The following is a 13,617-nucleotide window of genomic DNA, read 5'->3' as shown; positions in this document are numbered from 1 at the left end:
CTATCGTTTTTTGTCGTCGATTTTCTTGCCGGCCACGGCAATGCGCGCGGTGCCGTTGCTGATCAATTCGGCGTTGATGGCATTGACGGGCTGGCCGGCATCCGCGCCGATGCCCAGGCCGGCCAACAGGTTGTCCAGCGCCACCTGCACCATCGCCCGGCGCGTTGCCAGCGAGGCGCTGCCGATGTGCGGGGTCAGCACGATGTTGTCCAGCGCCAGCAGTTCCGGGCGCACGTTCGGCTCGTTTTCGTAGACGTCCAGTGCAGCCGAGGCCAGGCGGCCATTGGCCAGCGCATCGACCAGGGCGAGTTCGTCGACGATGCCGCCACGGGCGATGTTGACCAGCGTGGCGGTCGGCTTCATCTTCGCCAGCGCGGCGGCATTGATGATGTGGTGGTTCTGCGCGGTATACGGCAGCACCAGAACCAGATGGTCAACGCTGGCCAGCAGTTCATCGAAACCGACGTAGCTGGCACCAACCGCCTGTTCCTGCTCGACCGGCAGCTGCGATCGGTTGTGGTACAGCACCTTCATGCCGAAACCATGATGGCCACGACGGGCAATGGCCTGGCCGATCCGGCCCATGCCGAGGATACCCAGGGTGCTGCCATGCAGGTCAGCGCCGAGCATGGTGGTGAACGACCACTGCCCCCACTTGCCGTCACGCAGCCAGCGGTCGGATTCGACGATGCGGCGGGCCGCCGCCATCAGCAGCGAGAAGCCAAGATCGGCCGTGGTTTCGGTGAGTACGTCCGGCGTGTTGCTGGCAACGATGCCAGCTGCATTCAACGCAGGAACATCAAGATTGTTATAGCCGACGCCAACGTTGGCGATCATCTTCAACGCGGGCGCATTGGCGATTTCGGCCGCACCGATCCGCTCGTTGAGCGTGATCAGGACGCCATCCATGCCGGCCAGATTCGCACTGAGGCTGGCGCTGTCGTGCTTGGTGACCGTGGGTGTGGAAACCACATCACAATGCACCGCCAACTGCGCGACGGTGTCGTCGAACAGGGGCTGCGACACCCAGACGCGGGGACGACGGTCAGTCATTGCGCTGGCCCGGGATACGCGGGCTCATCTCGCCGACATCGCCACATTGGGCGCGGTGGCGCATCGCTTGGTCCATCAACACCAACGCCAGCATCGCCTCGGCGATGGGCGTTGCGCGGATGCCGACGCAGGGATCGTGACGACCAGTGGTGATGACCTCGACCGCATTGCCGGCCGTATCCACCGTGGCACCGGGCAGGCGCAGGCTGGAGGTAGGCTTGAGCACCATGGATACGACGATCTGCTGGCCGGTGGAAATGCCACCGAGGATGCCGCCGGCATGGTTGGACTGGAAGCCCTGCGGGGTGATCAGGTCACGATGTTCAGTGCCCTTCTGCGCGGCGCTGGCAAAACCGTCGCCGATCTCCACGCCCTTGACCGCATTGATGCTCATCAGCGCGGCGGCGATATCGCCATCGAGCTTGCCGTAGATCGGCTCGCCCCAACCCGGCGGGACGCCGTCGGCAACCACGGTGACGCGCGCACCGACCGAGTCACCGGACTTGCGCAGCGCATCCATATAGGTTTCCAGCTCGGGCACCTGGTTGGCGTCGGGCCAGAAGAAGGGATTTTCTTCGACCGCATTCCAGTCGAAACCGGCCGGCGTGATCTCGCCGAGCTGCGACAGGTAACCGCGCACGCTGACGCCGAAGCGCTGCAGCAGCCACCTCTTGGCGACCACGCCAGCGGCTACACGCATGGTGGTTTCGCGCGCCGAGGAACGGCCGCCACCGCGCGGATCGCGGATGCCGTACTTCTGCCAGTAGCTGTAATCGGCATGGCCCGGGCGGAACTGCTGGGCGATGTTGCTGTAGTCCTTGCTGCGCTGGTCGGTGTTGCGTATCAGCAGCGCGATCGGCGTACCGGTGGTGCGGCCTTCATAGACACCGGACAGGATCTCGACCTCGTCAGCCTCACGCCGCGCGGAAGTGTGGCGGCTCTTGCCGGTGGCACGGCGCTGCAGGTCATGGGCGAACTCTTCGGGGCTGATTTCCAGGCCGGGCGGACAACCATCGATCACGCAGCCGATGGCCGGCCCGTGGGATTCACCGAAGGTAGTGACGCGGAGGAGTTGTCCGAATGTATTCAATGCCGTTGTGCTCTTGCGGTTACGCCGGCCGTTGCCGTCATTCCGCAGAAGCGGAGTGACGGCAAAAGCGTGACTCAGGAACGTGCTGCAGCCAACTCGGCGATGCGTGCGTGGTGCGCACGCAGCTCAGCCGCCTCGACAGCGAAGATGCCCATCTGCCCGACCTTGAAATCGATCCAGGACATGTAGACCTCGGGCAGCAGCTTGATCAGATGCTGCTCGGAATCGCCTACTTCGCAGATCAGCAAGCCGTCTTCGGTCAGATGGTCCGGGGCATCGCGCAGGATCTTCAGCACCAGGTCCAGGCCGTCGTCGCCGGCGCGCAGGGCCAGGTCCGGTTCGTGCTGGTATTCCTTCGGCAGCGCATCGGTCTCGTCATTGGTGACGTAGGGCGGATTGGTGACGATCAGGTCGTAGACGCGGCCCTGCAGACCAGCGAACAGGTCGCTCTTGACCAGCTCCACGTTGTGGGCGAGCAGGCGCTCCTTGTTCTCCACCGCCAGCGACAGCGCGGCGTCATTGACGTCGCTGCCGTCCACCTGCCAGTTCGGGTAGTAATGGCCCATCGCAATGGCGATGCAGCCCGAGCCGGTGCACAGGTCCAGCGCGCGGTTGACGTCGCGACCGGCCAACCACGGCTCGAAGCCACTCAGGATCAGCTCGGCGATCGGCGAACGCGGAACCAGTGCGCGTGAGTCACTCTTGAAGCTCAAACCCGCAAACCAGGCCTCACCGGTCAGGTAGGCTGCCGGCTGGCGCTCGTCGATACGGCGCTGGAACAGCGCCAGCACCTGCTGCCGTTCTTCCAGCAGCACCCGCGCCGTGCCATAGGCCGGGCCGAGGTCCGGCGGCAGGTGCAGGCTGTGCAGGGTCAGCTGGGTCGCCTCGTCCAGGGCATTGTCATAGCTATGGCCGAAGGTCAGGCCAGCAGCATTGAAACGGCTTGCGCCGTAGCGGATCAGATCGACGATCGTTTGGAGTTCAGCGGCCGCTTCGGCAGTCATGGCAATACGGAAATACTTGAAAGGTCTGCGATTATAGGCATCTGGCCGGTATATTGATTGCCAAGTTGCAGCCGAAACTTCGGCAATGGCCCTCCAAAGGGGCGCAAACGCCCGCCAAACCGCCGGGGTGTACGCCTGCAATCCCCTACACTCCCGTATCCCGCCCACGGCGAACGACCCGTCCCGCCGCCGTATCCGAACGGAAGCCCGCGCGCATGTTCAATCGAAATACCGGCATCATCCTGGCCATCGCCCTGGCCGCCGGCCTCGGCCTGCTGTTGGCGCAGAAGGTCTTCGGCCCCGCCAACAAGGGCACGGACGGCACCAGCAGCATCCTGTTCTATGGCACTCCGCGCACCCTGCCCGACTTCGATCTGGCCCAGTCCGACGGCACCCGCCTGATCCCGGGCGAGCTGCGCGGCCATTGGACCCTGGTGTTTCTGGGGTTCACCTCCTGCCCGGACGTCTGCCCGACCACCCTGACCGAACTGGCCCAGGCCCAGAAACAATGGGAAACCATCCCGGACAGCCTGCGCCCGCGCGTGGTGCTGGTGTCGGTGGACCCCGAACGGGACACCCCGAACCGCCTGGGCGAGTACGCCCATGCCTTCCACAAGGACACCCTGGCTGCCACTGCCGACGTGCCGTCGCTGGAGCGCTTTGCCACCTCGTTGGGCATGGTGTTCCAGAAAGCACCGGGCAAGCACTTCGAGCAGAACCCGGATGACTACAGCATGGACCACTCCGCCAGCATCGCCGTGCTTGACCCGCAGGGCCGGCTGGCCGGCCTGATGCGCCCCCCGTTCAACCCGCAGGCAATCGCCAGCGACCTGAAGAAGCTCACCGAGAAAACCGCACCATGAGTCTGGTTACAAGCCTCACCTACGTACTGCCGCACCGCCTGCTGTCGTCAATGGCCCGCTCGCTGGCCTATTCGCAGAACCCGCGCATCTCGCGCTGGCTGATCGACACGGTGTCGAACAAGTTCAACGTCAATCTGGCCGAAGCCGCCAACCCCGACCCGCGCAGCTATCCCAGCTTCAACAGCTTCTTCACCCGCGCCTTGAAGCCGGGCGCCCGCGTCGCCGCCGCCGATCCGCGCACACTGACCATGCCGGCTGATGGCCGCATCAGCCAGCTCGGCCCGATCGAAGATGGCCGCATCTTCCAGGCCAAGGGCCAGTCCTTCACCGCCGCCGAGCTGCTGGGTGATGCAGCCGACGCCGCGCCTTTCAACAACGGTCTGTTCGCCACCGTGTATCTGTCACCACGCGACTACCATCGTGTGCACATGGCCTGGACCGGTACCCTGCGCGAAACCGTGCATGTCCCGGGTCGGCTGTTCAGCGTAGGCACCGACGCGGTCGCCAGCGTGCCGCGTCTGTTCGCCCGCAACGAGCGCCTGGTCTGCCATTTCGACACCGATTTCGGCCCGATGGTGCAGGTGATGGTCGGCGCGCTGCTGGTCAGCGGCGTGGAAACGGTGTGGAGCGGCGAAGAAATCCCCGCCTATGGCGACCGCATCACCCGCAAGGACTGGCGTGGCAAGGGCATCACCCTGGAGCGTTTCGCCGAGATGGCACGTTTCAACTACGGCTCGACGGTCATCATGCTGTTGCCTCCGGGCGTGGCGGATTTCGATCCGTCGTTGAAGGCGGAAAGCCCGGTGCAGCTGGGCCAGCCGCTGGCAAAGCTGCGCTGACAGCGGCGCGTTTTGTTTGTAGGAGCGGCGTAAGCCGCGAAGCAGATAGACCCTCAGATTGCAGAAGCTCTGATCGCTGAAATCCCCCCAGCTTCGCGGCTTACGCCGCTCCTACAAAACCAAACAGAAAGGGCGCCTTTCGGCGCCCTTTCTGTTTCAACGACCGCAGCCTTCCAGCTTCAGGGTTTGCCCTGGCTTGAGGGCATAGGCCGGTGCGCGCAGGCCATTGGCGCGCGCCAGTGCTGGCACTTCGCATTGGAAGCGGTTGGCGATGGCGCCCAGGGTGTCACCGCGGACAACCTTGTAGCTGCGCGCTGCCCGTCGTGCCGGTGCTGCCGGACGCGGTGGCGGTGCGACAACAGGTGCGGCGGCCTGCGCTGCCTGCATCGCCTGCACATCGCCTACCGCGACGCTACCGGTAACCGTCGCCGCCGATGGCCGCTTGATCGCCGCATTCAGATCGGCCGTGATCAGCGCACGGGCCAGGTCGGCGCGCGGGCCACTGACGCAGTAGCGGTTGTACAGGCCAGCAATGCGGGTGGTGACATTGATGGTGGTGCCGCCCGGAATCCAGCCATCGGCCTCGTAACGCGGATTGAGGTTGCGCAGCGCGCGCATGTAACCGTCGCGGGTACCGGTACTGCCCAGGCAGATGGTCAGCTCATAGATGGTGGTCGACTTCGCCAAACGCAGGGTTGCCGGCTGTGCGTTGAGTTTGGGGAACTCGACGCCGTACTGCTGCGGGTGCAGGAAGATCCACGCCGCTGCGATCACCATCGGCACGTAGTCCTTGGTCTCGCCCGGGAACTGGTTGTACGAGGTATCGGTCCAGAAGCTCTGGCCACCGGTTTCGCGGTAAATGCGCGCAGCACGGCCTTCGCCGCCGTTATAGGCCGCCAAGGCGTACTCGATATTCTTGTTGAGCCCACGCATGCGCTCATTCATGTAATCGGCACTGGCACTGGCCGCGCTGCGCGGATCAAAGCGGGTGTCGAAGCCGGTGCCGTCCGGGCCCAGCCCGAAACGGCGGCCGGTGGCCGGCATGAACTGCATCAGGCCCGCCGCGCCCACACGCGAGGAGGCATGCACGCGACCATTGGATTCCTTGGCCATGATGCCGAACAGCAATGCCTCGGGCAGGCCGTCCTTCTCCCATTCCGGCCACATGATCCCACGCAGGTTCATGTAGTTCTCGTAGCTGGTCAGCAGCGAGGGACGCATATCGGTGAGCCAGCGGCGGATGCCGGCCTGGATCGCCGGGTTGTATTCGACCATGTCGTCGAAGGCATGGCGGTGATCGTTGAGCAGGGCCGCGGCACGGGCAGCTTCGGGCACATCGGCCACCAGCGGCGCGATATGGTCCGGATCAGCCTCCAGCGGACCGCCATCCTCCTCCTGCGCCTCGCCGCTGGCGTCGGCGCGCTGCTTGAGCAGGCGCTTGTAGGTGGCCAGCAGATTGCTGACCTGGCAGCCCTTCTGCGCGATGCAGGCGCTGATCACGTCTTCCATGTCTTCCAGCGCGGCGTCGCCCTCGATCGTGCCCTTGGGGTCGGCATTGGCAACCAGCACCAGCGCATCGCTGTAACGCTTCTCGGCCGCCGTCATCCGCGCCTCGATGGCATCGACCTTGACCTTGTCACGGGCGGAGATCGCCTGTGCGGCCGGGACCACGGTCAACAACGAGGTCGCCAGCAACAGCGACCAACGACGAGCAGATAACAGGGATACGGGCATCAGCAGCACTGCATGACAAAGGTGAGGCAGGGTAGCTGGCAGACAGACCCGGGGGCAACATTGCCACCGCAGCGATACAGTCGGCCGTTAGAATCCTTCCTTCATTCATCAATGAGTGCCTCCATGGACCCGATCCTGCTCGGCAAAGGCGTCACCGACGACATCGCCGTCACCCTGCTCCCGCGCCTGGGCAACCGCCACGGCCTGGTGGCCGGCGCTACCGGCACCGGCAAGACCGTGACCTTGATGACGCTGGCCGAGGGCTTCTCGCGGTTGGGCGTGCCGGTGTTCATGGCCGATGTGAAGGGCGATGTGGCTGGCCTTGCGGTTGCCGGCGAAGGCGGCGAGAAGCTGGCCCAGCGCGCCGCCGAGATCGGCGTCGATGGCTTTGCCCCGGCTGCCAGCCCGGTGGTGTTCTGGGACCTGTACGGCAAGCTCGGCCATCCGGTGCGCACCACGGTGAGCGAGATGGGCCCTACCCTGCTCGCCCGCATCCTCGAACTCAACGACACCCAGTCCGGCGTGCTCGATATCGTGTTCAAGCTGGCCGACGACCGTGGCCTGCTGTTGCTGGACCTGGATGACCTGCGCGCCCTGCTCGGCCTGGTTGCCGAGGAGCGCAAGGACATCTCCACCGAATATGGCCTGGTCAGCGCGCAGTCGGTGGCGGCCATCCAGCGCTCGCTGCTGCGCCTGTCGCAAGACGGCGGCGAAGCCTTCTTCGGTGAGCCGGCGCTGGAACTGGCCGACATCATGCGGGTCAACCACGATGGCCGCGGCGTGGTCGGCATCCTTGCCGCCGCGCAGCTGATCCTCAAGCCACGCCTGTACTCCACCTTCCTGCTGTGGCTGCTGTCCGAACTGTTCGAGCAGCTGCCGGAAGTGGGCGACCTGGAGAAACCCAAGCTGGTCTTCATCTTCGACGAAGCCCACCTGTTGTTCGACGACGCCCCGCCAGCACTGGTACAGCGCATCGAACAGGTGGTGCGATTGATCCGCTCCAAGGGCGTAGGCGTGTATTTCTGCTCGCAGTTCCCGGATGACGTGCCCGGCAACATCCTCGGCCAGCTCGGCAACCGCGTGCAGCACGCGCTGCGCGCCTTCACCCCGCGCGACCAGAAGGCAGTCAAGACCGCGGCGGAAACCTTCGTGCAGAACCCCAAGCTCGACGTGGTCGCGACCTTGTCGCAACTCGGCACCGGCGAAGCACTGGTCTCCACCCTGCAGGACAAGGGCATTCCCTCGCCGGTACAGAAGACCCTGATCGCCCCGCCACGTTGCCGGATGGGCTCGATCACCGACGCCGAGCGCGCGCAGGTGCGCGCCGGCAGCCCGATCGGCACCCGCTATGACACTGCCGTCAACCGTGAATCCGCAGCCGAACTGCTGGCACAGCGCGCGGAGAAAGCCGTCGAGCAGGCGCAGGCACCAAAGGCCCGCACCCGCCAACAGGACGAGGAGCAGGAAGGCGGTTTTGGCCAGAGCATCAAGGACGCGATCTTCGGCACCAAACGCCGACAAGGCATGATCGAGACCATGGCCAAGCAGACCACTCGCACCGTCGGCACCAAGCTCGGCAACCAGATCGTGCGCGGCATCCTGGGCGGCATCTTCGGCAGCAAGCGTTGAGCAGGCACGGCACCGTCCACTTCGGGCTGGCCAGCGCGGTGCTGTTGACCGCGCTGCTGGCCGGCTGCAATGCATCGCAGCCGGCGGCAACCGCCCAATCGGCAGCCGCAGTACCGACGCAAGCTGCGCCGCCGGTTGCGACCAGTGACAACGATGCTGCGCCCAGCGCACCCGCACCGGCCTACATCGCGGTCGATCCGGAAGCACTGCCTGGGACCTTCATCGTCGGTGGCGTGGAAACACGCACGCTTGAGCTCGGGCCCGACGGCCGCTACGCATTGAAAGGCGGCGTGATCTGGGAGCTCGTAGAGAGCAAATGGTCGCTGGAGCACGGCGGCACACATCTGCGCCTGCACCACGACCACCAACAGACCGAAGACCTGTTGTTCGGCCTTGAATCCGCCGATGTCCTGGTACTGCTCAATGCCGACGGCAGCCCAACCAACTTCCGCAGCACCCTGGACAGAGTGAAGAAGTGAGCCGTTGGCGTCCCCCTGCAGAAAAAAGCACCGCCCTGATCACCCCACAGGGCCATGCCCGGCTGAAAGCCGAGCTGGACGAGCTGTGGCGGCAACGACGGCCGGAAGTGGTCAAGGCGCTGGCCGCCGCGGCCGCTGAGGGCGATCGCTCGGAGAACGCCGAGTACACCTACCGCAAGAAGCAGCTGGGCGAGATCGACCGCCGCGTGCGCTACCTCAGCAAGCGGCTGGAAGCCCTGCGCGTGGTCGACACCACGCCCAGCGATCCGGAAGCCGTGTTCTTCGGTGCCACGGTGGAGCTGGAGAACGTGGATTCCGGCCAGACCGTGATCTACCGCATCGTCGGCCCCGATGAAACCGATGCGCCAGCTGGTTGGATCAGCATCGACTCGCCTTTGGCGCGTGCATTGCTCAAGAAACGCATCGACGATGAATTCGCGGTGGAGCTGCCCAGTGGACTGACCCGCTTCGCGATCATCGACGTCAGCTACGGCGAAGGCTGAGCGGCGGCGGATAGCTTCGGCCCGCACGTAGCGGGCGGAAGTAATCGGACTGTTGGTAGAAGGTCTCGTCCTGGCGCGAATGCCAACCTGGAATGCCCGCCAGCGGCAGCGGCCGTAGCTCGGCTGGATCCGCCAGCAGCCTTCCCTCCGCGATAGCCGCGGCCACTTCGGCAACACAGCCTGCGTCGTCGTCAGCAACGACGACCACGCATTTGCCGACCAGCAAGCGCTCGATCAACAGGGCCTGCTCCATCAGCGCGTGGCCGATGACTGCAGACACTGCGATATCACCTTCGCGCCAGACGACCAGATTGAACAGCGCCGACCAGTCGTGCTGGTCCCATGCCATCAACAGGCCTGCATCGCGAACACGCACGATCAGCCCGGTTTCATCGAACTGGGTCAGCGCCGCCTGCGCGCGATTGCGCTGGCTCGCCCCCATCGCCGCGATATGCAGGCATTGCTGCGCATTGAGCGCGCGTTTGATGGCAGGCTGACGCGCCCAGATCATCGCGTTGAACAGGTCGTGCCAGTTCTGCGCGCGGGTGGCGATGCGGCCCTGCGCAATACGCTGCTCGTAATGCAGGCCATCATCGAGCAGGGCATCGTCCTGGGTGACGAACCGCTTGCCCTGCACTGGCAACTGTGCGTTCAGCGCAGCCATGCCCGGCCAATCGGCGGAACGCAGCAAGGCTTCGAAATCGCTGAAACCCGCGAACAGCGGGTTGGCGAAGCACCGTGGATCCACCTGCCCGCGCAATGGCGCTACAAACCGACGCCGACCAAGGCCGGCATCGTCTGCGGCAGGTGCTGTAGTCACAGCACCTTGATATCGAACGGCGCGGCCTTGGTCTCGATCAGCGCGTCGCCAAACAGATCGTGTTCATCGCTGTCGGTGATCTCGACGTTGACGAACTCGCCGACGCGCAGCTTGGCCTCGACGGCGTTCTGGATATGTACCAGACCGTCGATCTCCGGCGCATCGGCCTTGGAGCGAGCAACGGCAATGCCATCTTCAATGCCATCGACCAGGCACTGCTGAACGCTGCCGATCTTGCTTTCAAGCCGGGCAGCGGAGATGGCAGCCTGCTTCTCCATGAACCGGGCCAGACGCTCCTGCTTCACTTCTTCCGGCACCTGGTCTGGCAGTGCGTTCGCCGTTGCACCTTCCACCGGCGAGTAGGCGAAGGCGCCAACGCGGTCGAGCTGGGCGGTATCGAGGAAATCGAGCAACTGCTCGAACTCGGCATCGGTCTCGCCCGGGAAGCCGACGATGAAGGTGGAACGCACGGTGATGTCCGGCGCGATCTCGCGCCAACGCAACACGCGCTCAAGGGTCTTGTCGACCGCGCCCGGGCGCTTCATCAGCTTGAGGATGCGCGGGCTGGCGTGCTGGAACGGGATGTCCAGGTACGGCAGGATCTTGCCCTCGGCCATCAACGGCACCACGTCGTCGACGTGCGGGTAAGGATAGACGTAGTGCAGGCGGGTCCAGGCATCGAGCTCGGACAGGCCTTCGCACAGTGCCTTCATGCGCGTGGCGTATTCCTTGCCGCGCCAGGTACCCGGCGCGTACTTGCGATCAACGCCATAAGCCGAGGTGTCCTGCGACACCACCAACAACTCGCGCACGCCGCCCTTGACCAGGCGCTCGGCCTCACGCAGCACCTCGTCGACCGGGCGCGATACCAGGTCGCCACGCATCGAGGGAATGATGCAGAAGCTGCAGCGGTGGTTGCAGCCTTCGGAAATCTTCAGATAGGCGTAGTGGCGCGGGGTCAGCTTGATGCCGTAGTCCGGCACCAGATCCACGAACGGATCATGCTTGGGCGGCAGCGCGGCATGCACCGCCTCCATCACCGTGGTGTAGTCCTGCGGGCCGGATACCGACAGCACGTCCGGGTAATGCTCGCGGATCATGTCGCCCTTCTTGCCCAGGCAGCCGGTGACGATGACCTTGCCGTTCTCGTTCATCGCCTCGCCGATCGCGTCCAGCGATTCGGCCACGGCCGAGTCGATGAAGCCGCAGGTATTGACCACCACCACATCGGCCGAGTCATAGGACGGCACGATGCTATAGCCCTCCACCCGCAACTGGGTGAGGATGCGCTCGGAATCGACTAGGGCCTTCGGGCAGCCAAGGCTGACGAAGCCGACTTTGGGGTTCAGCTGGGACATGATCTGGAAATCCTGGGGCCGGGCCGGAATGGCAGCGAGGCCGGAAAGCCGGGCAGTATACCGGGCCACGGCCGCGACGCCCTGCGGCTGGCTTAATACGTGAGAGAGCTGATAATCAGTCTCATCGCGGGAATGACTGACTAGAGCCCCTCTCCCGCGAGCGGGAGAGGGGTTGGGGTGAGGGGAAGCTTCCAGCAAGCAGACCTCACGCTCCAAAAGCTCCCCCCATCCGCCCTTCGGGCACCTTCCCCCGCTCGCGGGAGAAGGGAGTCGTTCCCCACCACGGAGTCTTCAAATGCCCAACTGGATCACCCTCCCCACCCCACTCGGCCCCGTCCGCGCCTGGCAGGCCCTTCCCTTGGGCACCCCGCGTGCCGGCCTGGTGTTCATACAGGAAATCTTCGGTGCCAACGCCCACATCCGCCATGTCGCCGAGCAGTACGCAGGCGAGGGCTATGCGGTGCTTGCGCCCTCCTTTTTCGACCTGATCGAACCAGACCTGCAGCTGGACTACGACGCCGCAGGCGTCAGCCGCGGCAAGGCGCTGGTGGACGAACTGGGCGTGGACCGCGCGGTAACCGTGGTCGAAGCCGCCGCTGCCGTGCTGGCGTCCTATGGCAAGGTCGGCACGGTCGGCTATTGCTGGGGCGGCACCATCGCCATGTTGGCCGCGCAACGGCTGGGCCTGCCCTCGGCCAGCTACTACGGTGCGCGCAATGTGCCGTTCCTGGATACAGCGTTCAAAGCCCCGGCAATCTTCCACTTTGGCGACCAGGACGCCTCGATCCCGGCCGCCGCCGTTGCAGCGCACCGTGAAAAGCAACCCGACTTGCCTGTATATGTCTATCCAGCCGACCACGCCTTCAACCGCGAGGTCGGCATGCACTACCACGCACCCAGCGCCGACCTGGCGCGCGAACGCACCTTGGCCTTCTTCAGCGAGAACCTGCGATGACCGAAGCTGTGACGTCCGATTTCGTCCTTGATACCCGCCTTGCCGCCGACAGCGTACTGATCGCCGACGGCCCCCTGTCGCAGATCCGCTTGATGAACGATGATCGTTTTCCCTGGGTCGTACTGGTGCCGCGTGTGCCCGGTGCCAGCGAGTGGATCGACCTGGACGGCGCCCAGCAACGCCTGCTGCTGGCCGAGATCAACCAGATCTCCCAGCACCTCAAGCACAAACCCAACGTGAGCAAGATCAACATCGGCGCGCTGGGCAACATCGTGCGCCAGCTGCATGTGCACCTGATCGGCCGCAACGAGAACGATGCTGCCTGGCCCGGCCCGGTCTGGGGCAGCGGCAAGGCACAGCGTTTCGATCCGGAAGTGCTGGCCGAACGTGTCGAAATCTGGCGCCAGCGGCTACGATAAGCACCTTCCTCTTTACGGACTCCGCAAGCCGATGCGCTCCAATCTGATCGCCGCCCTGATCCTGATCATCGTTGGCCTGTTCTTCCTGGCCAAGAACCTCGGCTGGATCAACGGCAACATCGGCAGCATGCTCGCCACCTGGTGGCCGGCCATCCTGGTCGCCGTTGGCATCGGCATGTTGTTCGGGCGTGGCAAGTAAGCCACTCCAGCGGATCCTGCATACAGAAAAAGGCGCCGAAAGGCGCCTTTTTCATTCCAGCCCAGGCCGCGCTCAGGTGCGCGGCAGGGTAACGCCGGTCTGGCCCTGGTACTTGCCACCGCGATCCTTGTAGGAGGTTTCGCAGATATCGTCCTTGTCGGCCTGGAAGAACAGCATCTGTGCCACGCCTTCGTTGGCGTAGATGCGGGCCGGCAGCGGCGTGGTGTTGGAGAACTCCAGCGTCACATGACCTTCCCACTCCGGTTCCAGCGGGGTGACGTTGACGATGATGCCGCAGCGCGCATAGGTGCTCTTGCCCAGGCACACCACCAGGGTGTCGCGCGGGATGCGGAAGAACTCCACCGTGCGTGCCAGCGCGAACGAATTCGGCGGGATGATGCACTCATCGGCCTCGATGTCGACGAAGCTCTTCGGGTCGAAGTGCTTGGGGTCGACAATGGTCGAGTTGATGTTGGTGAACACCTTGAACTCACGCGAGCAACGCACGTCGTAGCCATAGCTCGAGGTGCCGTAACTGACGATGCGCTGGCCATCCACCTGCTTGACCTGGCCAGCTTCGTACGGCGCGATCATGCCGTGCTGTTCGGACATTTGGCGGATCCAACGGTCGCTCTTGATGCTCATTCAATGATCCTGTTCACGTTGTGCCGC

The 13,617-nt window shown here is 64.6% G+C and carries 15 protein-coding genes; 8 read left to right on the top strand and 7 right to left on the bottom strand.

Annotation, left to right across the window (positions count from 1 at the left end; genetic code table 11):
• From Q5Z11_RS08515 to prmB, 3 genes are all read right to left on the bottom strand, one after another.
• Window positions 1-1,053 carry a 2-hydroxyacid dehydrogenase gene (locus Q5Z11_RS08515; RefSeq protein ID WP_303749599.1) on the bottom strand — a complete coding sequence of 351 codons (1,053 nt, stop codon included), beginning with the start codon at window positions 1,051-1,053 and terminating at the stop codon, window positions 1-3.
• Window positions 1,046-2,143, bottom strand: coding sequence for a chorismate synthase (gene aroC, locus Q5Z11_RS08510; protein WP_303749598.1), 1,098 nt, complete (start codon window positions 2,141-2,143; stop codon window positions 1,046-1,048). The genes Q5Z11_RS08515 and aroC overlap by 8 nt, the downstream gene beginning before the upstream one ends.
• A gap of 74 nt (window positions 2,144-2,217) precedes the next feature.
• Window positions 2,218-3,147 carry a 50S ribosomal protein L3 N(5)-glutamine methyltransferase gene (gene prmB, locus Q5Z11_RS08505; protein WP_303749597.1) on the bottom strand — a complete coding sequence of 310 codons (930 nt, stop codon included), beginning with the start codon at window positions 3,145-3,147 and terminating at the stop codon, window positions 2,218-2,220.
• A gap of 215 nt (window positions 3,148-3,362) precedes the next feature.
• Between prmB and Q5Z11_RS08500 the strand changes: the two genes are divergently transcribed.
• Both Q5Z11_RS08500 and asd read left to right on the top strand, forming a co-directional pair.
• Window positions 3,363-4,010: an SCO family protein gene (locus Q5Z11_RS08500; protein WP_303749596.1), complete on the top strand. Its 648-nt coding sequence runs from the start codon at window positions 3,363-3,365 to the stop codon at window positions 4,008-4,010.
• Window positions 4,007-4,849 carry an archaetidylserine decarboxylase gene (gene asd / locus Q5Z11_RS08495; protein WP_303749595.1) on the top strand — a complete coding sequence of 281 codons (843 nt, stop codon included), beginning with the start codon at window positions 4,007-4,009 and terminating at the stop codon, window positions 4,847-4,849. Before Q5Z11_RS08500 ends, asd begins: the two co-directional genes overlap by 4 nt.
• Window positions 4,850-5,005: 156 nt before the next feature.
• On the opposite strand, the gene Q5Z11_RS08490 is transcribed toward asd, so the two are convergent.
• A complete protein-coding gene (locus Q5Z11_RS08490; protein ID WP_303749594.1) occupies window positions 5,006-6,583 on the bottom strand; it encodes a transglycosylase SLT domain-containing protein in 1,578 nt (525 codons plus the stop codon).
• Window positions 6,584-6,706: 123 nt separating this feature from the next.
• Here Q5Z11_RS08490 and Q5Z11_RS08485 point away from each other — a divergent pair, with 123 nt between their 5' ends.
• The 3 genes from Q5Z11_RS08485 to greB are packed head-to-tail and all read left to right on the top strand — an operon-like array spanning window position 6,707 to window position 9,194.
• Window positions 6,707-8,212 (top strand): helicase HerA-like domain-containing protein, encoded by a 1,506-nt coding sequence (locus tag Q5Z11_RS08485; RefSeq protein WP_303749593.1) that lies wholly within the window; start codon window positions 6,707-6,709, stop codon window positions 8,210-8,212.
• On the top strand, window positions 8,209-8,691 hold the full coding sequence (locus Q5Z11_RS08480) for a hypothetical protein (RefSeq protein WP_303749592.1): 483 nt from the start codon (window positions 8,209-8,211) through the stop codon (window positions 8,689-8,691). Before Q5Z11_RS08485 ends, Q5Z11_RS08480 begins: the two co-directional genes overlap by 4 nt.
• Window positions 8,688-9,194, top strand: a complete 507-nt coding sequence (greB, locus tag Q5Z11_RS08475; protein WP_303749591.1) for a transcription elongation factor GreB — start codon at window positions 8,688-8,690, stop codon at window positions 9,192-9,194. Before Q5Z11_RS08480 ends, greB begins: the two co-directional genes overlap by 4 nt.
• On the opposite strand, the gene Q5Z11_RS08470 is transcribed toward greB, so the two are convergent.
• Together Q5Z11_RS08470 and rimO are read right to left on the bottom strand one after the other, a co-directional pair.
• Window positions 9,175-10,014 (bottom strand): DUF3025 domain-containing protein, encoded by an 840-nt coding sequence (locus tag Q5Z11_RS08470; protein ID WP_303749590.1) that lies wholly within the window; start codon window positions 10,012-10,014, stop codon window positions 9,175-9,177. The two genes, greB and Q5Z11_RS08470, sit on opposite strands and share 20 nt — an antisense overlap.
• Window positions 10,011-11,372 (bottom strand): 30S ribosomal protein S12 methylthiotransferase RimO, encoded by a 1,362-nt coding sequence (gene rimO, locus Q5Z11_RS08465; RefSeq protein WP_303749589.1) that lies wholly within the window; start codon window positions 11,370-11,372, stop codon window positions 10,011-10,013. The genes Q5Z11_RS08470 and rimO overlap by 4 nt, the downstream gene beginning before the upstream one ends.
• 295 nt (window positions 11,373-11,667) lie before the next feature.
• Here rimO and Q5Z11_RS08460 point away from each other — a divergent pair, with 295 nt between their 5' ends.
• The 3 genes from Q5Z11_RS08460 to Q5Z11_RS08450 are packed head-to-tail and all read left to right on the top strand — an operon-like array spanning window position 11,668 to window position 12,945.
• A complete protein-coding gene (locus Q5Z11_RS08460) occupies window positions 11,668-12,327 on the top strand; it encodes a dienelactone hydrolase family protein (protein ID WP_303749588.1) in 660 nt (219 codons plus the stop codon).
• Window positions 12,324-12,746: an HIT family protein gene (locus Q5Z11_RS08455; protein ID WP_303749587.1), complete on the top strand. Its 423-nt coding sequence runs from the start codon at window positions 12,324-12,326 to the stop codon at window positions 12,744-12,746. The genes Q5Z11_RS08460 and Q5Z11_RS08455 overlap by 4 nt, the downstream gene beginning before the upstream one ends.
• A 31-nt stretch (window positions 12,747-12,777) precedes the next feature.
• Window positions 12,778-12,945 (top strand): LiaI-LiaF-like domain-containing protein, encoded by a 168-nt coding sequence (locus Q5Z11_RS08450; protein ID WP_089153126.1) that lies wholly within the window; start codon window positions 12,778-12,780, stop codon window positions 12,943-12,945.
• Between the two features lie 72 nt (window positions 12,946-13,017).
• Here Q5Z11_RS08450 and dcd read toward each other — a convergent pair whose 3' ends face one another.
• Window positions 13,018-13,590: a dCTP deaminase gene (dcd, locus tag Q5Z11_RS08445; protein WP_282266583.1), complete on the bottom strand. Its 573-nt coding sequence runs from the start codon at window positions 13,588-13,590 to the stop codon at window positions 13,018-13,020.
• Between the last annotated feature and the right edge of the window lie 27 nt (window positions 13,591-13,617).

Origin of the sequence: Stenotrophomonas sp. 610A2, from assembly GCF_030549615.1 — a bacterium.
Lineage (GTDB): Bacteria > Pseudomonadota > Gammaproteobacteria > Xanthomonadales > Xanthomonadaceae > Stenotrophomonas > Stenotrophomonas pigmentata.
This window is presented reverse-complemented; position numbering and strand designations above follow the sequence as displayed.